Here is a 23,964-nt window from a genome sequence, read left to right as displayed (position 1 = left end):
CTTATGGAACTTTCCCTCGCTGCCGTGGCCGCCGATGTGGCCGATGCTGTGGCTGGGTTGCGCGTGTTTGAGGGGCGGGAGTTGGGCTCGTTGTCGGATGCGGAGGTGGTGTCTCTGCAGGGCACGGTGGCGCGTCTGGCTCGTGTGGTGGAGGTGCCGGTCGCGATGGTGGCGGGGGAGGTGGCGCGGAGGTCTTCTCCCGAGGTCGGCGGCGGCCTGGCCCGTAAGCAGGGGTTTCGTAATGCGGTGGCGATGGTGGCTGCGGGGATGGGTGGGACGCGGGGTGGGGCGCGTGATCTGATCGCCGCCGGGACGCTGCTCAATGCTGACGGTGACGGTGACGGTGCTCGCTCGCGGGGTGCGGTGGTGGCTGACGCGTTCGCGGCGGGTGAGGTGTCGGCGGCGAAGGCGGCACTGGTCAGTGAGGTCCTTGCCCAGTGTTCCGGTGAGGGACGTGACGGTGAACGCGCCGAGGTGGAGCAGGCGCTGGTCGTGAAGGCGAGGAAGGTGTCGCTGGAGGATCTGCGTCACGCCGGTCGCCAGGTTCTTGCCTCGTGGGATGCGGATCACACGCTCGAGCGTGAACAACGCGTCCACGAAGCCAGGTTTCTGCATTTCAAGGAGACCGTGGATGGGATGGTCGCCGTCAACGGGCTCCTTGATCCTGTCTGCGCGGCGCCGTTGATCGCGTTCCTGGATGCCCGGGTACGGGCAGGGTTCGCCCACAAGCGCGATGCCGGTGACACGTCGCGTGATCCGCGGGAGGCCGGTTGGATGCGTGTTGACGCCCTGGCGGACTTGGCCAGGCACGGCCTGCGCTGCACCCAGCCCGGCACGGCGGCATCGACGACCGTGGTGGTGCGCGTGTCGGAAGAGGCACTACGGACCGGGCTGGGGGTAGGGGACTGTGACTCGATGGCGACACCCCTGACCGCGAAGCAGTTGAGGCTGATGGCGGTGGACGCCCAGATCCTGCCGATGGTGTGCGGCGGCGACTCGCTACCCATGGATCTGGGCCGCGCGGTGCGGTTCTTCACGCCTGCGCAACGCCTCGCACTGATCGAACGCGACGGGGGATGCGCCTTCTGTCACGCCCCGGCGGCGTGGTGCGACGCACACCACGTCAACGAATGGGACCGCGACCACGGTGAAACCAACCTGCGCGACGGGCTGATGCTGTGTACCCGCTGCCACCATCGACTCCACGACGACGGCTGGACCGTCCGCACGTCGGCCACCGAAGTGTGGTTCATCCCACCAGCATCGGTCGACCCCACCCGCACCCCCATCCAGGGAGGCAAACACGCACTCGAGATCCACCCACCCCAAGCACAACCACAAGCCGCATGACCACGCCCCGGGCCGCCCCGCGGCGCGCCGCGCCACACAAGACCGCCGCATGAGACGGCAACACCCGCCCCGTGCCGCACGAGGCCGCGGCATCGGACGAAGCCGGCAAGGGCATTGGGCGGCCTAGGGATTTCGGACGGTGGGCCCTCTTAAACTGAGGGTGCTACTGAAAGAGAGATCTGCAGGATGACTGCATCACGACGGCGTTTCAGCCAGGAGTTCAAGGACGAGTTGTGCCAGGAGGTGATCTCGACCTCGAAGCCGATCCGGGAAGTCGCTGAGGCGTACGGTGTGGGTCCCGAGACGTTGCGTAACTGGCTGGTGAAGTACCGCGACACGCACGGGGGAGCCGAGACCGAGTTGACGGTGTCCGAGAGGGCACGGCTGAAGGAACTCGAGCGTGAGAATCAGGAGCTTCGGGCGGAGACCGCGTTCTTGAAAAAAGCCACCGCCTACTTCGCGAGGGAACAGCGGTAGTGGGCAAGTACGAGTACATCGATTCCCTCAGGAACGACCCGACTACGACGGACCCGGTGTGGAAGATGTGCCGGTGGTTGGCGGTGTCGACGTCGGGGTTCTACGACTGGCTGGGGCGTCCCCAGTCGGCGACCGCTGCGCGCCGGGAATTGCTCACCGGGCGGGTGCATCACTTCTTCGCGGCCTCTGATGGCACCTACGGGTATCGGCGTATTCACGCTGACCTCGTCGCCGAGGGTGTGCAGTGCTCGCCGGAGTTGGTGCGTCAGATCATGCGCCACGAGCACCTGGTGCCCTGCCAGCCCCGTCCATTCCGGGTCACGACCGAGGCGGACGCGGAAGCGGCCGCGCTCATGCCCGATCTGGTGAAGCGGGACTTCACTGCCGATGGTCCTGGGCAAAAGTTCGTCGGTGATATCACCTACATCCATACCTGGCAGGGCTTCATCTATCTGGCCACGGTCATCGACTGCTACTCGAAGAAGGTCGTCGGGTGGTCGATCGCCGATCACATGCGTACCGAGCTCGTCGAACACGCACTACGCAACGCCGCCCAGACCACACGAGTCGAGCCAGACGCGATCTTCCACTCGGACCGCGGCAGCGTCTACACCTCGACCGCATACCGGACGTTGGTCAAGGACCTGGGCATGCGTTCCTCGATGGGACGCACAGGCGTGTGCTGGGATAACGCGATGGCCGAGTCGTTCTTCTCAGCGTTGAAGAACGAACGCGTTCATCGCACCGTCTACCCGACGAAAGCACACGCACGACGCGACGTCATCGCCTACATCGAGGGGTTCTACAACAGCCGCCGACGCCACTCCGCACTCGGCTACCAGCGCCCCGACGAGGTCCACTACAGTTACCGACAGCCAGCCCTGGCAGCGTAAGAGAAACCACCAACTCCGCTGTCCGAAATCAGCGAAGCAGCCCACATCGTCCCGGACCAAGGTCCCTGACGCGCACCAGATCCCGGCATTCCGTCGAATGCGGAGGCGTGTCATGGATGCCATCAGGATCCTCGAACCGTCCGGCCTCGACGCACTCATCGTCGAGCTGCAGAACCGCGGCTACCGCCTGGTCGGGCCGACCGTCCGCGGCGATGCGATCGTCACGGCGGACATTGCCGCGGCCGCGGACCTGCCGCGGGGTGTCGGCGACGAACAGGAGCCCGGCCGCTATCGGCTGCGACAGCGGGACGACGGCGCGTACTTCGGCTTCGCTGACCCTGCGCAGTCCACCAAGCCCGTGTTTTTCCCGGCGGAGGAGGTGATCTGGCGGGGACGGCGTGACGCCGCAGACGGCGGCCACTTCACAGTCGAGCGCGACGCCCCGGATCAGCAACCCGTCGCACTCCTCGGCGTGCGCAGTTGCGACCTGCGCGCCGTTGAGGTCCATGATCGCGTCCTGGCCAACCGCCGGTTCACCGATGCGCACTATGTCTCGCGTCGCGAAGGCACCTTCACGGTCGCGGTCGCGTGCGGCGAGCCGGCCGCGACATGCTTCTGCGCCTCGATGGGCACCGGCCCCCGCCCGGCCGCGACAACCAACGAAACCGGCGAGGCCGCATACGACCTCCTCCTCACCGAGGTCGATCCGGGCATGCCGGAGCGGCACCGGTTCATCGTGGAGATCGGTACGGAGCGGGGTCGCGAGGTGGCGGACGCGATCGCCGCGCGCGAGGGCACGGAACCGGACAGGGCGGACGCGATCGCCGTCACGGACGCCGCGGCCGCCCGCCAGAGCCGCGCCATCGACACCGCGACCATCCACGACGTCCTGATCGCCTCAGCCGAGAGCCCGCGCTGGGAGGACGTCGCGAGCCGTTGCCTGGCGTGCACCAACTGCACCCTCGTGTGTCCCACGTGCTTCTGCACCACGGTTGAGGACACGAGCGACCTCGCCGGCACCTCGGGTGAGCGGCACCGCGTGTGGGACTCGTGCTTCTCGGAGAACTTCAGCTACATCCACGGCGGCCCCCTCCGTGCGGACGTGAAGGCGCGCTACCGGCAGTGGATCACGCACAAACTCGCGACGTGGGAGGACCAGTTCGGAATGCTCGGCTGCGTGGGCTGCGGCCGATGCATCGCGTGGTGTCCCGTGGGAATCGACATCACCGAGGAGGCCGCGGCGCTGGGGAGGATGAAGACGGCGGCCGGGTGAGCGGCCCCGCGCCGGTGGCCGCGACCGCGACGGTGACCGCGACCGGCCACCCGCCAGCGCCTACTCGCCACCCACCGCAGCCGCGGGCACCGCGACGCGCTCGGTCGACTCCTCGTCTTGCGCGACGATCGTCAGGAGGTCGTCGCGTCCCACCGGCAGCAGCCGCACCGTCACCGTGCCGCCCCGCGCAGCGTCGAGCGCGCGCTGCGTGGCGCCCATGATCGTGAGCATCTGTGCCCCGGACAGCGCCGCGCCGCGGTCGTCGAGCAGCGTGACGTTTACTCCACGTTCGCGCGCCCGCTTCGCCGCCTCGACGATCGGCGGCATGGCCAGCGCGCGCCCCCTCACGGAGTCCCGCAACTGCGCCTCGACGTGCACGATGTCCCGGCGCATCGCCTCCGTCAGCGGCTCGCCCGACGCGATCGCGGTGAGGGCGGGCACGGCGACCTCCGCGAGCTCGTCGGCCCGCTGGTCCTGAATGCGGCGTGCCGCCTCCACCGCGCCCGCCGCCGCCGCGGCGTCCACCGAGCGCTGTGCGAGCGCGTTGATCCGTGCCGCCGACCTCCTCAGCGCGCTGCCGAACAGCGTCGCGATCGCAAGCAGCAGCACCTGCGGGCTCGCGAGCAGCAGCCCCGCGAGGGCGCCGCGCCCCGCGACCGCCGCCCACACGACCGTCACCGCGAGCATCCCGATCCCACCGCACCACGCCAGGAGAATCCGCCGCCGCAGGATGAGGAACCACAGCAACCAGGTGTTCGCCCCCAGGTGCCACGTCGCGCGGCCCAGCGTGCCCTCGTCGGGCAGCGCGTACGAGACCAGCAGGGAGGACACGACCACGATCGCGAGCACCACGAGCGTGAGCCGGAGCGCGAACGGGTCCGGCTGTGGCCGCGTCACCACGATGCCGCCCACGGTGACCAGCCCCACCGCCAGGAACGATGCCCACGGATGGTCGAGCACGTACGCGGTGCTGGCGGCGAACGCGAGATTCGACGCGACGTACACGGCGAGGATCAGCCGAGCGCCGCGCGTGTGCAGGCCCAGCAGTTCGCTGATGTCCGCGCCGGTCGCGCGCTCGGCGGTGCCGCGAACCCCGGCGCCGCGCACCCCGGCCCCCGAGCATCGGCCGCTCCCGACCCGCTCAGACTCATCGCCCGTCCTCCGCACGCCACCACAACTCAACGGTGGTGCCCGCCCCCGGAGCCGAGGTCACCCGCGCGCCGCCACCCGGCAGCGCGTTCATCCGACCGTGAATGCTCACCGCGAGCCCGAGCCTGCGCGCGGGCACCGTCTTGGGCGTGAAGCCGCGGCCGTCATCGCTCACGCTCACCCACACCTCGCCGTCGCGGATCGCGACATCCAAAGACCGCACCACGGCGTCATCTGGCCCACCCGCATGAATCACACTGTTGCGCAGCGCCTCACCCGTCGCCTCCGCGAGGGCGGCCACCACGGCGGCCGGAACCGGGGCATCGGTGGAGACGCGGGAGCTCATCACGATGTCCTCGGACACCTCGTTGGCCGTGACGCGCAGCACCGCCTCGAGCTCGTGCGGGGGATAGGGCGCCTCGCGCGAGCGCGAGCCGCGGATCGCGGCCACCGCCGAGAGCGCCTTACGTGCCTGCTCCGACACCGCGGGCGAGGGAGCCAGCGACCCGGCAGCCGCACCGGCCGACACCGGCGTGCGCACCGCCGCGAGCAGCACCGACATGATGTCGTCGTGCACCAGCGCGTTGATGCGCGCCTGCTCGCGCTCGCCGGTGCGCAGCGAGGCCTCGTGCGCCGCCTGCGCGCGCGCCCGCTCGGCCTCCAGGTCCTGGCGCGCCGCCGCCGTCACGACCCCGGCGCCCGCGCCGGCAAGCACCAGGGACGTCACCATCGCGCCCATCCCGTCAAGCACCGACTGCTCGAGGTTGCCCCCGCTCGCGAGGTACTCGACCGTCGCGACCAGCGGCCACTGCATCACCGGAAAGACCCACACCGCTGGCCGGTTCCACGCGACAGCGAGCATGGTCGCGTGAATCGCGCCGTACCCCTGCAGCCAGGGCGCCGCGCCGTCGGCGAGCACCTCGCCCGTCATCGCCGGAATCCACAGCAGCTGCGCGAGTACGAAGCCGGCGGCGCATGCGGTCACCAGCACGCGCATCGTCCGTATGCTCACCACGAAGGCGAGCACCGCGTAACTCGCCGGAATGGCCGCGCCCACCACGACCGTGTACAGCCCGAACGGAGCCCGGAGCTGGTCCATCTGCGCGAGAGCGCCGTTGGGCCCCGGCGACAACAGCACGGTGAAGAGCGCGGCGGCCAGGCCCGTGGCGAAGTACGTGGTGCGTTGCATGCGCTCCAGCGCGCTGCGCCCGCCGCCCTCGCTCCGACTCATGTGCCGCCTCCGACTACGCCTGGTGCCACCCTAAATCCTCGCGCACCCCACTACCTGGCATCACCCGGACCAAGGTCTCATCCGCGCCCGCAATTGCGGCCTCCGTCGATCGTGGAGGCGTGTCATGGGCGACATGCGCATTCCCGGTCTACCCATCCACGACGGGTCCGTCGCGGCGGGTCGCGGCGGCAGCCACGCTTTCGGTCTCGCGGGCGCGGTCGAGCTCTCGCGCACGCTCGGCACCCTCCCGCGGCACGTCGTGGTGATCGCCGTCGAGGCGGCAACCTTCGCCCCCGGGCCCCCGTCTCCCCAGGTCGAGGCGGCCGTGGACGCCGCGGTGACCGCGGCATCGGCCGAACTCGCGGAACTGGTGCTTCTCGCTCAATCCGCCGAAGGAGAACAGTCATGTGCCTAGGAACCATTGCCAAGGTCATCGAGGTGCACCCCGGCCGGCGCGCCGTGGTCGAAGACCACGGCCAGCGTCAGCTCGTGCTCGAGATGGTGGCAGTGCTCGCGCTCGAGGCGGCGCTCCCGGCTGCGCTCGTGGCCGTCGCAGTCGGGATGGGAGCGGCGGTGGGGCCGGACGGGACGCTCGCCGCGCGCTGCTCTACCCGGCCGCCACCCCTCCCGTGTGCAGCCCGACCTCCTGCAACCCGACCCTGGTGCGCACGCGGCTTGACCCGTCCGCCGCCTTCTCGACCTCGAGGCGTGCGGGGATGGCATCGTGCATCGCCTCGACGTGCGAGATGAGCCCCACCGTGCGGCCCGAGTCGCGCAGGTCCTCGAGCGTGGACATCGCGATCTCGAGGGTGTCGCCGTCCAGTGAGCCGAATCCCTCGTCGATGAACAGCGTCCCCAACTCGATGCCGCCCGCCTCCGCGGTGACGGTCTCGGCAAGGCCGAGCGCGAGGGCGAGCGAGGCGAGGAACGTCTCCCCGCCGCTCAGCGAGCGCGTCGAGCGGGACTGGCCCGTGTGGGAGTCCGCGATGCGCAGGGCGAGGCCCGTCTCCTTGCCGCGATACTGCGCCTGATCGTCGTGCTCGAGGCGGTACTGGCCGCTCGACATGGTCTCGAGGCGCGCGTTCGCCGCCGCGACGATCCTCTCGAGCTTGGACGCGAGTACGAAGCTCTCGAGCCGCAGCCGGCGCTCGTTGGGGGCCTTGCCCTCGAGGGAGTCCGCGAGCACCGCGACCACGTCTCGCTCGGCGCGCGCGGCGGCCGACTCCTCACCGCGGGCCTCGTATTCGGCCCGGAGCTGCTCGAGTGTCGCCAGTCGAGCCGCCGCGCCCGTCGCCGCCTCGATCGCCGCGTCGCGTGATCGGGCGGACTCGGCGGCCGCATGCGACAGCGCATCGAGGTCCGCGGGCTCGTCGGGGAGCTCCCGCTCGGACAGCTCCGCGACCACGGCCTCGGCCTTGGCGCGCGCCTCGCGGTAGTCGTCCACGTCTTGTGCGAGCGTGGCGAGCTCGCGCGGGTCGAGCGCGGCCTCGCGGGCCTCGTTCGCGGTCGCGAATCCCGCGGCGTCGAGGTTCGCGGCGAGCTCTTCTCGCGCGCGGGCGAGGGTCGCAGCGGCGTCCTCGGCGGCCGAGGTTGCGCCGGCCATCGTCTCCACGAGGGACTTGGCGGATCTCAACGCGCTGGCGTAGGCGGTCGCGCTCGCGAAGCCCTCGGGGTGTCGGCTTGCCCGTGTCCGGGCGCCGTCCAGTGCGGTCGCCGTTTCGGTGGCTCGAGCCTGTGCCTTTTCGAGAGCCTCGGCCTGCGTCTCCAGCGCGCGGGTGAGTTCCGTCTTGCGCGCGCCCAGCGCATCGAGCTCCGCGGCCAGCCGGTCTCGCTCGGCCGCGGCCTCCACGGCCGCCGCGTGCGCCGCGCGTGCCTCCACGAGCGCGGCCTCGGCGGCCGCCGCGTCTCCTCGCCGGCCCGCTCACGCGCGGCCGCGAGCAGGCGGTCGAGTTCGGAGTGGCGTTCCCTCGCCGCCGCGAGTCGCTGCTCGCGCGGCGCGATCTGGGCGAAGGCCGCCTCGACCTGCGCGTCCGTGACGTGGTCGTCGGAGGGCTGGGCGGGGGAGGGGTGGTCGGTGCCTCCGCATACCGGGCACGGCTCGCCGGGCGAGAGATCGGCGGCGAGGTGGGCGGCCTGTGATCGCAGCCTGCCGAGCGCGAGCCGCGCATGCTCCGCGGCCGCCTCCTGGTGCGCGGCCGCCGCGCGGGCGACTTCCTCGGTCGCGGTCGCCAGCGCGGCCGCCACCTCCGCGAGTTCGGCGTGGGCCGCGACCGCCTTCTCGGCGCGCTCCACCGCGTCCTCGAGGTCCTGAACCCGTGCCGCCGCCGCGGAGGCTGCGGTCTTCGCCTCGCCCAGCTCCGCCTCGCGTGCCGGGAGCTCCGCGAGCGCCCTGTGCGTGGCCGCCCGCGCGGACTCGGCCTGCTCCACCGCCTCGAGCGCAGTGGCACGCGCGGTCTCGAGCGCGGGAAGGGACTCCTCGGCCGTCACCGCGGCCGCCATCTCTCCGATCTCCCTCGACAGCTCGCTCGCCCGGTCGCGCAGCGCGTCCTCGCCGGCCTCGACCAGCGTGCCCGCGGCCCCGGCGGTCTCGCTGCCCGCGCCGGCCGCGCTTGCGGTGACGGGCCATGCCAGCCCTGCCGCGGCATCGGCCGCCGCGACCTCGCGCGCCCTCTCGAGCGCGGCGCGGGACTCGGCCTCGGTCGCCTCGGCGCGTGTCACCGCGGCGAGCGGACCCACGACCGGCACGGCACGGCGCGCGAGCGACAGCCGCGCCTCCCGCGCGGCGTGCTCTTGGGCGCGCGAGGCGAGGTCGAGCATCGTCTCCCGCGCCCTCGTCAGGCGCGCCCGCGCCTCCTCGACCGCACGAGCCGCCGACAGCGCGAGCGCCGCCTCCTCCGCCCGTTCGCTCGCCGCCGCCCGCTCGAGCGACGCCTGGGTGGCCGTCGAGGCGGCCGCGGCCAGGGCATCGTCCCAGAACGCGTCCCGTGCGGCCGCGGGCGGGGCGTCCACCCCGGCGACCCCGGCCGCGCGATCGACCAGCGCGCCGAGCTGCGCATCGGCAGCGGTCACGCTCGCCTCCGCCTCCTTGGCCGCCTCGCGGATCGTGAGCTCGAGATCCTCGAAGCGCTGCGTGCCGAACAGCGACCTCAGCACCGCGCGGCGCTCCGAGGTGTCCGCGCGCAGGAACTCGGCGAACCGGCCCTGTGCCAGGAGGATCACCTGCAGGAACTGCGCCGCGGTGAGGGGAACCGTGGTGGCGATGAGCTCGGCAACCTCGACGGGCCGTGCCGCGAGGATCTCCCAGTCGCCGTCGCGCCACGCGTAGAGCTTGGCCTCGGCGGGCTTGACGGTGGTGCCGCTGCCGCGCTTCTTGGCGCGCGCGTACGCGGGCGAGCGCCACACGCGATAGCGGCGCGTCCCGAGCTCGTAGTCGAGCGTGACCTCGGTCGGGTCGTCCTCGCCGCAGAAGTGGCTGCGCAGGACGGGCTCGGCCTTGTCGTAGCGCGGGACGCGGTCGTAGAGCGCGAAGCAGATCGCATCCAGGATGGTCGACTTGCCCGCGCCGGTCTTGCCGGTGATCGCGAACAGGCCGTCGGCGTCGAAGGCCGCGAAGTCGATCTCCTGAGCGCGCAGGTACGGGCCGAACCCCTCGAGCGCGAGCCGCGTGAGCCTCATCGCGCGGACTCCCGCGCCTCGAGTGCCCCCAGCGCGTCGGTGACGAGCGCGCGCTCGGGGGCGCTGAGCGCGGCGCCGTTGCGGACGTAGCCCAAGAACTCGTCGACGATCTCGAGGTCGCTGCGCCCCTCGACGCGCTCCGCGTAGGTGGTGTCGCCGTGGTCGTGGCGCGTGGAGGGACGATGCGTGAGGGTCACCGCGTGCGGGAAGCGGCCCTGGAGGGCGCGCATGGCCTCGCGCGGGAGCTGGTCATCGGTGAGGATCACCTCGACCCACGCGTCCTCCGCATGAGCGTGGGAGGGGTCCGCGAGGAGGTGCTCGAGCGCGCCCGTGAGGCGGACCGCGCGGCGCGGCACCGGGAGGTCGAGCCAGGTGATGTCGGGCGTGGTTTCTGGGGCGCCGCCTGGGGCGCCCCCGGGTGCGCCGATGTCCACGATCCACGCGCCCTTGGCGCCGCTGATCTCGCCGAAGCTGAAGCGCAGCGGCGCGCCGCTGTAGCGGACGGAGGGGGTGAGGGTCGCGCGGGAGTGAATGTGGCCGAGGGCCGTGTAGGTCGCGCCCGCGAAGACGCTCGGCGGCACGATGTTGAGGCCGCCGCGGGAGATGTCGCGCTCCTCGGCGCGGCCCGAGTCCTCGGTGGTGTCGTGCGTGACGGCGCCCTCGCCCGAGCAGAAGCAGTGGGACGCGACCACGTAGCGCGGCGGCTGTGAGCCCGACCTCGCAGCGGCGTCCTCCCTGATGAGGTCCATCGCGAAGGCGAGCGCCTCGGCATGCGTGCCGCCGGTGAAGGCCGGGTACGCGGCGCGCAGGAACTCGGGGTGGACGTACGGGATGCCGTAGATCAAGAGGTCGCCGTGGGTGTCGCTCAGGGTCACGGGCTCCGCGAGGCGGCTCAGCTGCGTGCGGAGGTGCACGCCGCCGTGCGCCGCGAACTCCGCCATGTGGCCGAGCCGGGCCGGACCGTCGTGATTGCCCGAGGTCAGGATGACCGTGGCGCCCGCGTTGCGGATCGCGCCGACCGCCCTGTTAAGCAGGGTGAAGGCGTCCGCCTTAGGGGTCGACGAGTCGAAGATGTCGCCGGCGACGATCACCGCGTCGATCGCGTGCTCCGCCACCGCGCGCGCCAAGGCATCGAGCACCAGGCTCAGGTGCTCGTCCGTCGAGTGCCCGTGGAACGTGCGGCCGATGTGCCAGTCACTCGTGTGGAGAAGGCGCATGTTCGGAGGGTAGCGGGCGGGGGTGACAACGCTTGCGGTGGGGGTGGGGCGTGGTGGGTGGGCGAGCGTGGTGGAGGGCGACCGTGGGGGTGAGACCGCTGCCGCGCGGAGGAGACCGGTGGCCTATGCGCTGTTTCAGGGAACGCTGAAACAGGCGGGAGAGGTGTCCGGATGCTCCGCCAAGCGACCATGGATGTCCCACAGGGCGCAGCGAATCGCGGAAACCGACAATGGGCGTCCCATAGCGCGCGGGTGGGGTGGGGGGCTGGGTGCGGGTGGGGTGGAGGGCTGGGCGCGGGTGGGGTGGAGGGCTGGGTGGGCTCGGTTTCCATCTACGGGGACAGCGAAAGGCCGCCGCGCTGCTGAGGGAGAGCGCGGCGGCCATTCGCTCGGCACGCCCGGTGGGTCTGCTGGTGTGGGCGCACCGACGTCCGGGGACTAGTCGTATTGGAACACCGTGTGGGTGAAGCTCCACGCGGATCCGGTGACCATCGCGCCGCCCACGGCGTGCACCTGGTCGTTGATGGTCGCGACGGCCATGCCGTGACGGCCCTGGATGAGCGGGACGATCGGCCGCCAGGAGTTGGTGACCGGGTCGTACTCCTCGTTCGCCGCGAAGGCGGACCCGTCGGACGACTGCTCTCCGCCCATCACCTGGAGCTTGCCGTCCGCCGTGCCGACCCCCAGCGAGCGCCGCGCGGTGGGCATCGACGGTCCGGCGGTCCACACCCCGGTGGCCGGGTTGAGGATTTCCATCGTGTTCATCTGCACCACGTCCGACGAGCCGTCCGCGTTGCGGGCGCGGCCGCCCACCACGTAGACCTGGCCGTCGAGAGCCGCGACGCCGGGGTTGTCGCGCCGCGTCGTGAGCGAGGGTCCGGGGCTCCACGAGCCGGTCGCGGGGTCGAAGATCTCGACCGTCGCGAGAGACGTTCCGCTTGCGTCCATGCCTCCCACCACGTAGATCTTGCCGTCGACCACCGCCGCTCCCGCACCTCCGCGGGCCGTCGGCATGGGCGGCAGCGAGGTCCACGCGCCGGTTGCGGGGTCGAACGACGCCGCATTCGACACGGCGCCGGAGAACGGTGCCGTCGAGCCGCCGAAGGCGTAGAGCTTGCCTCCGACCGACGCGATCGCCGGGTTCTCGACTGCGGCGCCCGGCAGCGGCGCTACCTCGGTCCAGGTGCGTGCGACGGTGTCGTAGGCGTAGACCTCGGACTGGTGGCCGGTGTCGTTCTTGCCTCCGACCACGTACATCGTGTCGCCCACGGCGCCGCCGCCAGCGTCGAGGATGGTCGTGGGCAGCGGCTCCGCGTCCTGCCAGCAGCCGATGTTCTCGGGCACGAGTGCCGTGACCTTCGCGCCGCCGAACTCGCCGACGAAGAACACGCCGTCCGGTCCCATCGCGAGCGGCAAGGGTCGTCGAAGCCCGTGAGGATCACATTCGACCCGAGCACCGACAGCCCGTCCTCGGACAGCGTGACGCGGTGGATCGAGTCGCCGATCGAGTAGCTCGCGGTGAGCAGGTCGCCGTTCATCGAGCCGCAGAACTGCGCGCCGTCGTACTCGATGATGCCGTTGACGGACCTGTTGTTGCCGAAGCTGTACAGCGGCGGCTCGTAGTTGGCCGGGGTGCCGACGCCCTGCTGCGCGCCCGTCTTGAACACGCACTCGTTGCGGTAAGGGTTCGGGTGGCCGTAGTACTTGCCCTCCTCGATGAGGTTGAGAAGGTCGGCCTGCGTGCCGGGGTTGTACAGCGGCACGTCGGTCGCGGCAATGAAGTCCGTGCACGGCGTGAGCGGGCTCGACGGGTAGGTGCCCGTCACTCCCAGCCCGTTGTCGGGCGCGTAGATGTGACCGTTGCTGTGGTGCACGAGGTCGTAGGTGTTGCGCACCCCGCTCGCGTACACCTCGACGTCACACGTGGCCGGGATCTCGAAGAGGTCCGGGTGGCTGCGGTCCGCATAGTCCTCCGCCAGGGGAGTCGCACACTGGCCGCTGAAGCCGGCCGCCTTGACGTCCGCCGCGAGGATCGCCGCGGAGAGCGGCTGCTCGGCGCGCAGCCCGAACTCGGACTCCGCCCCGTTGGCCGCGCCGGACCCGGTGTTGCCACCGAGAGCGATGAAAAGCCGCCCGTCCGGCGCGAACTCGATCGAGTTGATCGCGTGGTTCGCCTGCGCCCTCGGCAGGCCCGTGATGACGTCCTCGCGGACTGTCAGCCCCGGACCGGAGAGGCGCGACACCGTGCTCGAGTTGGGCGCGCCGTCGTTGATCGAGGGCGACGAGTGCGCGACCCACAGGACCACGTCCTCGGGCGTGCTGTCGGGGTCGACGGCGACGCCCAGCGTGAGCGCAGGCTCGATCGCGTCGAACTCCTCGTCCGCGATGACGTTCCAGTTCGCGTCGTAGGTGAGCGCGTGCAGACCGCCGAACATCTCGGACACGTACAACCGGTTGTCGGGGCCCCACGCCATCGAGGACGGGAAGTCCACCGCGTGAGACGTGCGGGAGAACGCGACCGTGCCCGTGTTGATGGGCTGGGTCGACTCCTCGAGGGCGAAGTCCGCGAAGTGGTAGGTCATCGGCGCGGCCGCGTTGCGGTGGCTCGCGATGATGCCGCCGAACGAGCGCGTGCCGATCCTCGGGTCGATTCCCGCGGCGTCGAAGCTGAAGTACTCCGGCGGCACGTAGAACGCCGAGGTGCTGATGAGCGAGCCCGCCCCGATCCGGTACCCGGCCTGGATGGTCCGCATGTACGGGTCGATCGTGAGCTGCAGGTACACGTTCTGTCCCACGGCGCCGTTCTGGAGAGCCTCGACCTGCTGGTCGCGCACCCCGGCGTTCTCCTCGAGGAACTCGATGAAGGTGCCGTTCGGCTTGGACTGGATCGTGACCTTCACGTAGTCGTCCTGCGAGATGCCGAACCACAGTCCGGCCTGCTCGTAGCTGCCCGTGCCCGCGGGCACGTTGGCGATCGTGGTCGACAGCACCGAGACCTGGCTGGGGGCGTCGATGCCGACCCCGAGCGCGTTGTCGAGCGCGTTGGCCGACTGATAGTGCAGCCCGGCGGTGGTGGTCACCGCGAGGTCGCCCGCGAGCAGGTCGAGCTCGAGGTTCTCGGGGATGTAGCCCGTGCCGCGCGACGTGGGCTGCACGTAGGTGAAGCCGGTGCCGACGCCGTTCTTGTCGACGATCTTGCCCATCTCCTCGGAGAAGTCGAGGCCATACGGGGTATCGACCAGATACTCCTCGCACGCGAGCGGCGAGCACGTGTCCTGCGCGTTGTGGATGCCGAACGTCGCCGTGGTGGTCGTCGTGGTGCCATCCGACATCGTGATGAGCGCGGTGATGGTGTGGGGTCCGTCGAGCAGCGAACGCGTGTCCCACGGCGTCGCGGTTGCGACCGTGCCGCCCCTGAAGTCGAAGGGCGCTTTGCCCTCCGTGAAGGTCGGGTTGCCCGTCATCGCGACGTTGTCGAGCCAGAACTGCACCTGGCTCACCCCCGCATCCGGCGCGGTGAAGACGTAGATGTCCCCGAACACGGACTTGCCGGTGAGCTCGGTCGCCGCGGAGCGGTCCGCGCTGGTGCTGTACATCAGCGTCACCGCGTCGGGGTCGGGCTCGCCCACCCCGTTGTCGACCGTGAACGCCGAGTGCACCACGGTGAAGGTGCCGTCAGGGTGGTTGAGCCGCGCCGTGAGCGTGTGCGAGCCGTCGGTCGTGGTCGTCGAGTCCCACGGCAGCGCGGTCGCGCCGGTGCCTGCGGATCCCGCGAAGTCGAATGGAGCCCTGCCCTCATTCTTGGTCGGCGTGCCGCTCATCGCGGTGTTGTCGAGCCAGAACTGCACGGACGTGACCCCGGTGTCGGGACCCGTGAAGATGAACGAGTCGCCGCTGATGGTTGCCCCGTTGAGCGTCGCGGGCGTGCCGCGGTCCGCATGGGTCGAGTGCAGGATGTCGTACACCGTGGGCTCGGGCTCACCCACGCCGTTGTCCACCGTGAACGATGCCGTGGTCACCGTGGTGGTGCCGTCCGGGTGCGTGAGGCGCGCGGTGATGGTGTGGAGGCCGTCCGTCACCGTGGTGGTGTCCCACGGCAGCGCGGTCGAGCCGTTGCCCGCCGAGCCGCGGAAGTCGTACGGCGCCCCCGTCTCGGTCTTGGTGGGGCTGCCCGTCATCGACGGGTTGTCGAGCCAGAACCTCACCGACGACACGAGGGTGTCGGGAGCGGTGAACGCGTAGACCGAGCCGCCCACCGTGGCGCCGTCAAGGGGCTCGGGTGCGGAGCGGTTTGCGCTCGTCGAGTACTGGATGCTGTACGGCGGCTCCTCGGGCTCCTCGATCCCGTTGTCGAGCGTGAACGTCGCGTGGTGCACCACGTTCGTGCCGTCGGTCAGCGTGAGCCGCGCGGAGATCGTGTGGGTGCCATCAGCGAGCGGGGTGGTGTCCCACGGGTGCGCCGTGGTGCCGTTGCCCACCGAGCCGGCGAAGTCGAACGGCGCCCCGCGCTCGAGCCGATACGGCGTCCCACTCATCGCGGTGTTGTCGAGCCAGAACCTCACCTGCGAGACGTCCGTGTCGGGCCCCGTGAACACGTAGGCGTTGCCGCTCACGGTCGCGCCGTCGAGCGGCAGCGCTCCCGCGCGGTTTGAGACGGAACTCACCTGAAGCGAGTAGGCGTCGGCCGCGAGCAGGGGAGCGATGGGCTGCTCGGGCTCCGGCTCGGGAGAAGGGACGATGCTCGGGTCGGGCGACGGCGTCACGCTCGGCTCGGGCGAGACGGTCGGTTCCGGGGTGACCGACGGTTCCGGAGTCACCGAGGGCTCGGGCGTCACGGAGGGCTCCGGTTCCACCGCTCCCGGCGTGCCGGTGCCCGTCAGCGCGATTGCCAACGCGCCGCCCTCGCCGTCGTTGTCGAGCGTGACCTCGCCGGTCGCGAGACCCTCGGCGGACGGGGCGAAGGTGACCTCGACCGCGACGGAGCCGGACGCGTCCACCGTGAGCGGGCCCGAGGTGTCGACGCTGAAGTCTCCCGAGGCCGAGATCGACGCGACGTCGACCGGTCCCGTGCCCACCGCAGAGAGCATGACCGTGGTCGTGGCGCTCTCGCCCACCGCCACGTCGCCAAAGCCGAAGCCGGAGGGAGTGGCCGCGAGGGCATCGTCCCCCAGGGCGACCAACTCGAGGGCCGCGACCGTGGGCGCGCCGGCGACCGGCAGGAAGGCCACGTCGACGCTGCCGTCGCTGGTCACCCTGAAGGTGCGGACCAGGCCGGCGTTGCCGCCGACGGCGGCGAAGGTGTCGTGCCCCAGGAGCATCGGCATGCCCTCGACCTCGACGTCGATGACGCGGGCGCCGGGCGACTGGGCGCCGGGGTCGACCTCGGCGAAGTACAGGCGCAGCTCATACGCGCCGGGATCCGCCGCAAGCGACCACGTCATGGGGTCGCCCGTGGCGCCGTCGGCACGCGCGGTCTCGAACAGGATCGCGGGGACCCCGTCGGGCGCCGAGACGGCGGACCCCGACGAGATCGCGACAGAGCCGGAGGCGTCCGCATTCGACGAGGCAGACGGCGCGGCGCCGCTGTCCTCGACCCAGGCGGGGCCGTCGTCCGTCGCCTCGACGGCGGGGCCACCGGCGTTGATCCTCAGCACGGGCGTCGCGGCCGCGGTGGCCGGGGCGGATGCCGCGACCAGTCCCACGGGCACGAGCAACGCCAGGATGGCGCCGATGCTCACCGAACGCCGCCAGCGTCCGAGTCCCTTCGCTCGATTCGTCGAATCCGAACCGCGGAACACAGCCCGCGTCGCGACGTCTACGGTCATGTCAGGCTCCCCTCCTGACGTCACCCCGGGCTGGCAGTGCCAAGCCCGTCCGCCCGCCCGGCGAACCGGGCGGCGGGCGGGTGAATCCCCATGGACTGAGCGGTGTGGTGATCCCTCGACCGAGCCGCTCGCTAGTGACCGTACACCCGAGATGCCCGAATTGCACCAGTCCATCCGAAAAAGGATGGTTCGCACCGATTGGGTGCCCCCATAAATAGGGGCGCGCTTTACCCAACGGAATGACGCTTGGATGCGTCTTTACTAGTGGTTGGAATAACTGACACCGCGTACCGGTTGCGCAAGACAGGCATGTGGCGTGTGATGGAGGAGGGGCAAATCGTGACAGTTCCGCACATTTCGGCATCGACGTGGACCGCCGGGCGCATCGGCGTACTCGCGCCGCATCGTCGCGTGCCGGTGAGGGCACCCCGGCCGGCCGATGCCGCGGCCGCGCAGCGCTTCCCGTGGCTGGATGTCGCGGTTCAGGCCGTGGTGGGGGGCGCGATCGTGGCGCTCCTGTGGGCCGTGATCGCCGGTGGAGTGGTGCAGAACGCAGTGGACTCGTTCACGTCGTTCTACGTGGGCACCGTCGCCCCGACCTTTGCGATGGGCGACCAGCCGGTGATCCAGGGCGTCTCCGCCCCGGGCGGCTACTTCGCCGACATGATCGAGTCGCCCGCCCTGGTCACGGTCGGGTCCGTCGCGCTTCCCGCGCAGGACTGACCGCGCGGCGCGCCGCACGCATCCTCCCGAGCAGTCCCCACGGCTTGACCGTCAGCACCACCACGAACGCCGCGCCGGACAGCGCGACGCTTGCCGCGGGCAGCCACGCGGCGCCGTGGCGAGCGAGGATCGCCCCTCCCGCGAGCGGGCCGAGCATGTTGCCGACGTTGTAGAGCGACTGATAGAGCGCCATGAGGACGTCGGTGCGTCCCGGCGCGTGACGCATCCCCCAGTTGAGGTGAGACGCGACCACGATCGACCAGCTGAAGCCCTGCAGCACGAGCATCGCGAGGGTGACGGGCACCGAGCTTCCCGCGACCGCGAGCCCGGCGAACATCGTCACGAGCAACGCGAGGCCCACGACCGCCGACCTCACCGGCCAGCGGTCGAGATAGCGGCCCACGAACGCGGTGGTGAGCGTGCCGACCACGCCGCCGAGCGCGAGCAGCGCCGGCACCGAGGCCGTCGAGAAGCCCGCGACCCGCTCGAGGAACGGGGTGATGTACGTCCACGTGACGGCCATCGACCCCACCGCGAGGGCGATCGCGATGAGCACGCGCGCGAACATCGCGCGGGAGGAGCTCGCCGCGGGCGGCGGTGCCCTCCTCAGCGCGGAAGCCGGGCATGAGCACCGCGAGGGCGACGAGCAGCACGGCCGCGGAACCCGCGATGACCCAGTAGGGCGTGCTCCACGACGCCTGCTGCGCGAGCCAGGTCGAGGCGGGTAGCCCGATCACTCCCGCGCCGGAGCCGCCCAGCAGCAGGCGTGACACCATGCGCCCGCGCACCTGCGGGGGAACATTCCTGCCGCCGCCGGTGTCACGACGGCCCAGAACAGCGCGTGTGCGATCGCGGAGATGCCGCGGCCGAGCGCGAGCTGGGCGAACGTCCCCGCGGTCGCAGCGATGAGTAGTCCCGCGAGGAATACGCCGAGCGCGATGAGCAGCGCGGTGCGGGGAGTGAGGCGCTTGGCCGCGGCGGCAAGCGGGACGGATCCCACGACGATCGTCAGCGCCTGGATCGTGATGAGCAGCCCGACCGTCGACTCCGCGACGCCGAGCCCCTCCGCCATCGGCCCCATGAGCCCGAGCGGCAGCACCTCGGCGGTCACGAATGCGAAGGCCGCGAACGCGAGCACCGTGAGCGCGGCGAGCGCGCGCCGGTGGGGGACCGGGGGTGCGCCTTCGGTCGCGCCCGCGGTGGGCTCCGGCAGGATCGCACCCTCGCCCGCGACCGGATAGGCGACCACGGCGGTGTGGAGTTCGGGGGTGGGCAGGTTGTCGCCGGGCGCGGCGGAGTCGGGCGTGAGAGTCACTGCGGGCCAATCGCGACGATGCAGGGATAACGTTCTCCTTCATCGTCCCACGCGCGCGGCGGTGCCGAGGACGTCGCACCGCTACGGTGGAGTCGACCCCTCGAGGAAGGACCACCGATGTTCGCCGGACTCACCCCAGAGCTGTGTTCCCAGGCATGGGACCTGGTGACCCCCGCGATCGAACGGGCCGCCGCGACCGGCGTGATCCGCGCCGCGACGGGCAATCTCATCGTGCTCGACCCGGCGACCAGGGACGCGACGCTGTTCTGGCACGGAAGCATCGGCGACACCGAGGACAAGACGTACGAGTACGCGCTCGCGAAGGCACGCGTCGCGGAGCGCACGGGTCTCGACACGTCGCGCCTGCGCATGGAGCACCCCCACCTCTACACGGCGGGGGACATCGTCTACCCGGGAGGGATCGTGCGCCACGGGCTCGTGGTCGCCTTTTCGGGCGTCGAGGGCGAGGCCGACGAGATGATCGCGGAGTGGTTCGTCTCCGCGGTGCGCGGCATCGCGCGGCTCGCGTTCGTCTCGCCCGTGGGCCCCGACGCGCGCGGCATCCGCTACGTCGGCGACTGAGCGGGGAAGCGCGGCGGGTCGGCGAGCGTTCGAGGAAACATGACCGAGCCCTCCGCCGCGCCCGCCCCCTCCACGCCCGCCACCGCCGCGCCCGCCCCCTCCACGCCGGCGACTACCGCGCTCGCGGCGACCGGCGTCGACCATCAGGTCACGGTGCACGGACCCGTGCGCTCCCTCGATGAGGCTGCCGAGGTCAGGGGCGTCGAGCCGCGTCAGATTCTCAAGACCATCGTGGTGCGCCGCGCCGAGGGCGAGTACCTGCTGGTCCTGGTGCCGGGGGATCGCGAGATCAGCTGGCCCAAGCTGCGCGCCCTGCTGGGCGTGAGCCGCCTGTCGATGCCGGACAAGGACGTCGCGCGCGAGGTCACCGGGTACGAGCGCGGCACGATCACGCCCTTCGGTGCACTACCCGACCCCGCGACCGGACGCGCGTGGCCCGTCATCGCGGACGCGCTCATCGTGTCGCGCGAGGGGCCCGTGTCGATCGGCGCCGGCGCGCACGGCGTGGCCGCGACGCTCGATCCGACGCAGTTGGTCGAGATCCTCGACGCCAGGATCGCCGACGTCACGGAGCCGCTCACCCCGCGCTGAGCCCCGGCGGGTACCCTGGGCCACGTGTATGTCAGGCCCACCCTCGCGGAGCTGAGCTTCACCGACCCCGACGGGAATCCGATTCCCTACGGCGCGCGGTGGGGAACCTCCGGACCTCCGGAGCGGACGTACTCGCTGACCCGGCACCCCGAGCGGTTCGCGCCGCTCATTGACGTGGCCCGCGCCCTCGCCGAGCACCTCGAGCGCACGTACGACGTCGACGTCCACCTCACGGAGGGCCTCCCCGACGACGCCCCCGACGCCCTGCGCCGCTACGAGCACGGCCAGGTGCGGATCGCGCGGGCCGTCACGCTCGTGCCGCGCCACCACCTTTCCGCCCCGCTGGTCATCGCGGAGACCACGTTCCCGAGCGTCGTGGTCGCGATGGGTGCCGCGGGCCTCGAGAGCTCGCCGCCGTGCGGGTGCGACGCGTGCGACGAGGACCTCACGTACTGCGCCGAGGAGCTCGAGCACCTGGTATTCGCCGTCGTCGAGGGTCGCTACCAGGAGCGCTACTCGTGGTCCGAGGGCATCGAGATCTCGATGGTGGGGGAGTGGGGCGCGCGCGCCTCGACCACCCCGCGCCACGCCGCCACCAAGGAGGATCTCGAGGCCGTCAAGCTGAGCCAGCGCGAGCGCCACGGCGCCCGCTGGATGCCGTGGCCGCCGCGCAGGGACGATGCCGTGGTCGCGGAGGCGCCCGCCGCGGGACGCGCGCGCACGCGCGCCGAGCGCGAGGCCGCGATCGAACAGGCACTCGAGCGCATCAAGAAGAGGCTGCGCAGCGCCTGACGCCGCGGCGCGCCGGGCCGGGCCTGGCCTGGCCGCAGTTCGCGGGGCTACGCGTGCTGGCGCGACCGCTGGTTCGAGTCGAGCTCCTGGAGCCAATGCGTCGCGCGCTCCTCGAAGAGGTCGGCGGCGTCAGCGTCGTACTCCGCGGTCGAGCGGTCCATGAACAGGTGTCCCTTGCCCGCATAGCGATACAGCCGGGCGTGCGGGGCGTGATAGAGCAGCGCGTCGACCTCGTGCGGCTCGACCCACTCGTCGGGGTCGGCGACGTGGACCTGCAGCGCGACCTTGTGGCGCCACACGCCGCCGAGTGCGGAGGGCGGGAGGGCGCCGCCCACCAGCAGGCAACCGCGGAAGCGGCGCCGGTCCTGGGCGAGCATCTGGGCCTGCATCGTGCCGAGCGAGAAGCCGATCGTGACGTCCGCGGTGCGGTGCATGCGCGCCGCCGAGTGTGCGGCCTCGCCCAGGGCGTCGTGACCGATCGACTGGGCGAACGAGACGCCCTCGTCGACGTCGTCGAAGGTCGCACCCGCATAGCAGTCGGGGCAGTGGACCGTGTGCCCCTCGGCACGGAGGCGATCGGCGAAGGCGAGGAGCCCGTCCGTGAGCCCCAGTGCGTGGTGGAAGAGCAGAATCTCGGCCATACCTCAGTTTGGCCCCGGGCGGCTGTCTTCGCGAGTCGGACGCGCGAGGGCTAGAGTGCGGCCTCCGCGACGATCGGTCCCATGCGTGCGCTCGTCACCACGATGCCCGCCCACCACGATGCCCACCCACCACGATGCCCGCCCACCACGGCGCCGTCCTGGATCGTGGTGATGATGCCGGAGACGAGTCCCACGATCGTGAGGGTGATCATGACTGGCGTTCGGAGCGCCGATGCCGGGGGACGGGTGGGGATGTCCGCCTCCAGGGAGGGCCCGCCCGGGCATCGTCCCCTCTAGCCTGGGCACATGACGGTCGCATTCGTGCTGGGTGGTGGGGGCGTCAGGGGAGCCACCGAGGTGGGGATGCTGCGCGCCCTCCTCGACGCGGGCATCGTCCCCTCTCTCGTGGTGGGAACGTCGATCGGGGCCATCAACGGCGCCGCGGTCGCGCAGGACCCCACTCCCGCGGTGGTGGACCGGCTCGAGCGCGCGTGGGCGTCCCCCACCGCGGGCGCCGTCTACGGCGAGTCCTTTCCGCGCCAGCTGCGCCGCCTCGCGAAGTCGCGCACGCACCTCAACGACCCCGGCGCGCTGCGCACGCTCATCGCGGACATGCTGGGGGAGGAGACGCGGTTCGAGGATCTCGTGGTGCCGCTCGCGGTGTGCGCCGCGAGCATCGAGCGCGCGGCCGAGCATTGGTTCGACTCGGGTCCGCTCGTGGACGCCGTGATCGCCTCCGCGTCCGTGCCCGCGGCGCTGCCCCCGCAGAGGATCGGCGATGAGCACTTCATCGATGGCGGCGTGGTCAACTCGATCCCGCTCGGCGAGGCGGTCGCGCGCGGCGCGACCACGATCTACGTGCTGCAGGTGGGTCGCATCGAGGAGCCACTCGCGGTGCCGCGCACGCCGGCCGACGTCGGGCGCGTCGCATTCGAGGTCTCGCGGCGACATCGCTTCCAGCGCGAGCGTGCGGCCGTGCCCGCGCACGTGGATCTGCACGTGCTGCCGTATGGCGGGCGCCAGCCGGGCGATCACAAGGTGGGTGCGTATCGGCGACTCGACCGCACGCATGCGCGCATCGAGGCGGCGCGCGATGCGACCGCGGCGTATCTCGCCGAGCGCGGGTTGGGCGCGTGAGCGCGCGGTGGTGGCGGCTGCCACCCGTGTGGGTGAGGCGAGCGGTGCTTGCGCCGGGGATCGTGCTGCTCGCGTTCGTGTGGCTGCCGTTCGCGGCGTGGCTCGCGGTCGCGGTCGCGGCGATCGTGAGCTTCGCGCTGCCCGGTCGGATGCGCGTCACGCGCGTGATCTGGCTGGCGGGCTTCTATCTGTTGTGGGACGCCGCTGCGGTGGTGGTGCTCGCGGCACTGTGGGTGTGGCACGGGTTCGGGTTCAGGATTCGGTCGGAGGCGTCGGAGCGGCACCACTATGCGGTCGCGAGGACGATGCTCCGCCTCCTGTTCTTCCAGGTCCGGTGGACGCTCCGGCTGGAGATCGAGGTGCAGGACGCGGACCTCGATGCGATCGCACAGGGGCGGCCGATCATCGTCGTGTGCCGTCACGCGGGTCCGGGGGACTCCTTCGTGATCGTCGACGCGTTGCTCAACCGCTTCTCGCGAGAGCCCGCGATCGTGCTCAAGGACACGCTGCAGTGGGACCCGGCGATCGACATCCTGCTCAACAGGATTCCCTCGCGGTTCATCTCGCCGCGGGGCGTGCGTCGACCCGGGGCGCCCGGCGGGACCGAGGCCGTCGCGGGGCTCGCGCGCGAACTCGACGGCTCGGGCGCCCTAGTGATCTTTCCCGAGGGCGCGAACGCGACGCCGCGCAGGCGCGAGCGACGCATCGCCGCGTTGCGCGAGGCGGGTCACGCCGAGCTCGCCGATCGCGCCGAGGCGATGCCTCACGTGATGCCGCCCCATCCCGGCGGCGTGCTCGCGGCGATGGAGGCGCGCCCCGATGCGGTGGTCATCGTCGTCGCACACACGGGCCTCGAGAGGCTGTCGACCGTCGCGGACGTGTGGCGGGAGCTCCCGGTCGACAAGAGGATCGTGCTCAAGGGCTGGACCGCGGACCCGAGTGAGATTCCCGCGGATCGCGAGGAGCGCGAGGCCTGGCTCTACACGTGGTGGGAGAGGGTCGACGGATGGATCGACGCGCACCAGCCGGAGGTTTCGGGGGTGGCTCGCGCGCGCGAGTCGGCCGCCGAGGCGCGGCGCGCGAGGTAGCCTGA

At 71.4% G+C, this 23,964-nt stretch carries 19 protein-coding genes and 1 pseudogene; 10 read left to right on the top strand and 10 right to left on the bottom strand.

All coding sequences use genetic code 11. The features are described from left to right. The first annotated feature begins 3 nt into the window (after positions 1-3). From QUE44_RS06290 to QUE44_RS06280, 3 genes are all read left to right on the top strand, one after another. Positions 4-1,350 carry a DUF222 domain-containing protein gene (locus tag QUE44_RS06290; RefSeq protein ID WP_286216502.1) on the top strand — a complete coding sequence of 449 codons (1,347 nt, stop codon included), beginning with the start codon at positions 4-6 and terminating at the stop codon, positions 1,348-1,350. Positions 1,351-1,536: 186 nt separating this feature from the next. Next, positions 1,537-2,720, top strand: a protein-coding gene (locus QUE44_RS06285) for an IS3 family transposase (RefSeq protein WP_286216080.1) whose coding sequence is annotated in 2 segments (ribosomal slippage) — positions 1,537-1,798 and positions 1,798-2,720 — 1,185 coding nt in all. Because the reading frame shifts where the segments join, the coding sequence is not laid out codon by codon here. A 112-nt stretch (positions 2,721-2,832) separates the two neighbouring features. Further along, positions 2,833-3,993, top strand: a complete 1,161-nt coding sequence (locus tag QUE44_RS06280) for a 4Fe-4S dicluster domain-containing protein (RefSeq protein ID WP_286216501.1) — start codon at positions 2,833-2,835, stop codon at positions 3,991-3,993. Positions 3,994-4,053: 60 nt separating this feature from the next. On the opposite strand, the gene QUE44_RS06275 is transcribed toward QUE44_RS06280, so the two are convergent. Both QUE44_RS06275 and QUE44_RS06270 read right to left on the bottom strand, forming a co-directional pair. Beyond that, on the bottom strand, positions 4,054-5,100 hold the full coding sequence (locus QUE44_RS06275) for a DUF8320 family protein (protein WP_286216499.1): 1,047 nt from the start codon (positions 5,098-5,100) through the stop codon (positions 4,054-4,056). Positions 5,101-5,140: 40 nt separating this feature from the next. Further along, positions 5,141-6,373: an ATP-binding protein gene (locus QUE44_RS06270; RefSeq protein ID WP_286216497.1), complete on the bottom strand. Its 1,233-nt coding sequence runs from the start codon at positions 6,371-6,373 to the stop codon at positions 5,141-5,143. Between the two features lie 124 nt (positions 6,374-6,497). Between QUE44_RS06270 and QUE44_RS06265 the strand changes: the two genes are divergently transcribed. Next, entirely contained in the window at positions 6,498-6,788 is a 291-nt protein-coding gene (locus tag QUE44_RS06265; RefSeq protein WP_286216496.1) for a hypothetical protein, read from the top strand. 192 nt (positions 6,789-6,980) lie between these two features. Here QUE44_RS06265 and QUE44_RS06260 read toward each other — a convergent pair whose 3' ends face one another. The 5 genes from QUE44_RS06260 to QUE44_RS06240 all read right to left on the bottom strand — a co-directional run bounded on the left by QUE44_RS06260 (position 6,981) and on the right by QUE44_RS06240 (position 17,003). Then, positions 6,981-8,006, bottom strand: coding sequence for an SbcC/MukB-like Walker B domain-containing protein (locus QUE44_RS06260; RefSeq protein ID WP_286216495.1), 1,026 nt, complete (start codon positions 8,004-8,006; stop codon positions 6,981-6,983). Continuing rightward, complete coding sequence (locus tag QUE44_RS06255) at positions 8,003-10,048, bottom strand: AAA family ATPase (RefSeq protein ID WP_286216494.1); 2,046 nt, start codon at positions 10,046-10,048, stop codon at positions 8,003-8,005. The genes QUE44_RS06260 and QUE44_RS06255 overlap by 4 nt, the downstream gene beginning before the upstream one ends. Beyond that, on the bottom strand, positions 10,045-11,265 hold the full coding sequence (locus QUE44_RS06250) for an exonuclease SbcCD subunit D (protein WP_286216493.1): 1,221 nt from the start codon (positions 11,263-11,265) through the stop codon (positions 10,045-10,047). Before QUE44_RS06250 ends, QUE44_RS06255 begins: the two co-directional genes overlap by 4 nt. Positions 11,266-11,703: 438 nt before the next feature. Further along, positions 11,704-12,522: a Kelch repeat-containing protein gene (locus QUE44_RS06245; protein WP_286216698.1), complete on the bottom strand. Its 819-nt coding sequence runs from the start codon at positions 12,520-12,522 to the stop codon at positions 11,704-11,706. Then, the gene (locus QUE44_RS06240) at positions 12,435-17,003 is read right to left on the bottom strand and encodes a choice-of-anchor D domain-containing protein (protein WP_286216492.1); all 4,569 of its coding nucleotides are present in this window, start codon (positions 17,001-17,003) and stop codon (positions 12,435-12,437) included. Before QUE44_RS06240 ends, QUE44_RS06245 begins: the two co-directional genes overlap by 88 nt. A 426-nt stretch (positions 17,004-17,429) precedes the next feature. On the opposite strand from QUE44_RS06240, the gene QUE44_RS06235 reads away from it, so the two are divergent. After that, positions 17,430-17,813, top strand: coding sequence for a hypothetical protein (locus QUE44_RS06235; RefSeq protein WP_286216490.1), 384 nt, complete (start codon positions 17,430-17,432; stop codon positions 17,811-17,813). On the opposite strand, the pseudogene QUE44_RS14035 reads toward QUE44_RS06235, so the two are convergent. Then, positions 17,776-18,951, bottom strand: a pseudogene (locus QUE44_RS14035) (MFS transporter). The gene QUE44_RS06235 and the pseudogene QUE44_RS14035 sit on opposite strands and share 38 nt — an antisense overlap. 294 nt (positions 18,952-19,245) lie before the next feature. On the opposite strand from QUE44_RS14035, the gene QUE44_RS06220 reads away from it, so the two are divergent. The 3 genes from QUE44_RS06220 to QUE44_RS06210 are packed head-to-tail and all read left to right on the top strand — an operon-like array spanning position 19,246 to position 21,093. Further along, positions 19,246-19,710: a hypothetical protein gene (locus tag QUE44_RS06220; protein WP_286216487.1), complete on the top strand. Its 465-nt coding sequence runs from the start codon at positions 19,246-19,248 to the stop codon at positions 19,708-19,710. Between the two features lie 39 nt (positions 19,711-19,749). Further along, a complete protein-coding gene (locus QUE44_RS06215) occupies positions 19,750-20,301 on the top strand; it encodes an aminoacyl-tRNA deacylase (protein WP_286216486.1) in 552 nt (183 codons plus the stop codon). 24 nt (positions 20,302-20,325) lie between these two features. Further along, positions 20,326-21,093, top strand: coding sequence for a DUF6226 family protein (locus QUE44_RS06210; protein ID WP_286216485.1), 768 nt, complete (start codon positions 20,326-20,328; stop codon positions 21,091-21,093). A 47-nt stretch (positions 21,094-21,140) separates the two neighbouring features. On the opposite strand, the gene QUE44_RS06205 is transcribed toward QUE44_RS06210, so the two are convergent. Next, entirely contained in the window at positions 21,141-21,734 is a 594-nt protein-coding gene (locus tag QUE44_RS06205; protein WP_286216484.1) for a dienelactone hydrolase family protein, read from the bottom strand. Between the two features lie 50 nt (positions 21,735-21,784). Then, positions 21,785-21,946, bottom strand: coding sequence for a hypothetical protein (locus QUE44_RS06200; protein WP_286216483.1), 162 nt, complete (start codon positions 21,944-21,946; stop codon positions 21,785-21,787). 94 nt (positions 21,947-22,040) lie between these two features. Here QUE44_RS06200 and QUE44_RS06195 point away from each other — a divergent pair, with 94 nt between their 5' ends. Both QUE44_RS06195 and QUE44_RS06190 read left to right on the top strand, forming a co-directional pair. Next, positions 22,041-22,871: a patatin-like phospholipase family protein gene (locus tag QUE44_RS06195; RefSeq protein WP_286216480.1), complete on the top strand. Its 831-nt coding sequence runs from the start codon at positions 22,041-22,043 to the stop codon at positions 22,869-22,871. Continuing rightward, positions 22,868-23,959: a 1-acyl-sn-glycerol-3-phosphate acyltransferase gene (locus QUE44_RS06190; RefSeq protein ID WP_286216479.1), complete on the top strand. Its 1,092-nt coding sequence runs from the start codon at positions 22,868-22,870 to the stop codon at positions 23,957-23,959. Before QUE44_RS06195 ends, QUE44_RS06190 begins: the two co-directional genes overlap by 4 nt. Positions 23,960-23,964: the final 5 nt, after the last annotated feature.

Source organism: Demequina sediminis (assembly GCF_030296675.1).
Classification (GTDB): Bacteria; Actinomycetota; Actinomycetes; order Actinomycetales; family Demequinaceae; genus Demequina; species Demequina sediminis.
This window is presented reverse-complemented; position numbering and strand designations above follow the sequence as displayed.

Bases quoted from the DNA above. Each gene is read 5' to 3' on its own strand.
- QUE44_RS06290 (WP_286216502.1), top strand. From the start codon at position 4: ATGGAACTTTCCCTCGCTGCCGTGGCCGCCGATGTGGCCGATGCTGTG.
- QUE44_RS06280 (WP_286216501.1), top strand. From the start codon at position 2,833: ATGGATGCCATCAGGATCCTCGAACCGTCCGGCCTCGACGCACTCATC.
- QUE44_RS06270 (WP_286216497.1), bottom strand. From the start codon at position 6,373: ATGAGTCGGAGCGAGGGCGGCGGGCGCAGCGCGCTGGAGCGCATGCAA.
- QUE44_RS06265 (WP_286216496.1), top strand. From the start codon at position 6,498: ATGGGCGACATGCGCATTCCCGGTCTACCCATCCACGACGGGTCCGTC.
- QUE44_RS06255 (WP_286216494.1), bottom strand. From the start codon at position 10,048: ATGAGGCTCACGCGGCTCGCGCTCGAGGGGTTCGGCCCGTACCTGCGC.
- QUE44_RS06250 (WP_286216493.1), bottom strand. From the start codon at position 11,265: ATGCGCCTTCTCCACACGAGTGACTGGCACATCGGCCGCACGTTCCAC.
- QUE44_RS06245 (WP_286216698.1), bottom strand. From the start codon at position 12,522: ATGTACGTGGTCGGAGGCAAGAACGACACCGGCCACCAGTCCGAGGTC.
- QUE44_RS06220 (WP_286216487.1), top strand. From the start codon at position 19,246: ATGTTCGCCGGACTCACCCCAGAGCTGTGTTCCCAGGCATGGGACCTG.
- QUE44_RS06215 (WP_286216486.1), top strand. From the start codon at position 19,750: ATGACCGAGCCCTCCGCCGCGCCCGCCCCCTCCACGCCCGCCACCGCC.
- QUE44_RS06205 (WP_286216484.1), bottom strand. From the start codon at position 21,734: ATGGCCGAGATTCTGCTCTTCCACCACGCACTGGGGCTCACGGACGGG.
- QUE44_RS06200 (WP_286216483.1), bottom strand. From the start codon at position 21,946: ATGATCACCCTCACGATCGTGGGACTCGTCTCCGGCATCATCACCACG.
- QUE44_RS06195 (WP_286216480.1), top strand. From the start codon at position 22,041: ATGACGGTCGCATTCGTGCTGGGTGGTGGGGGCGTCAGGGGAGCCACC.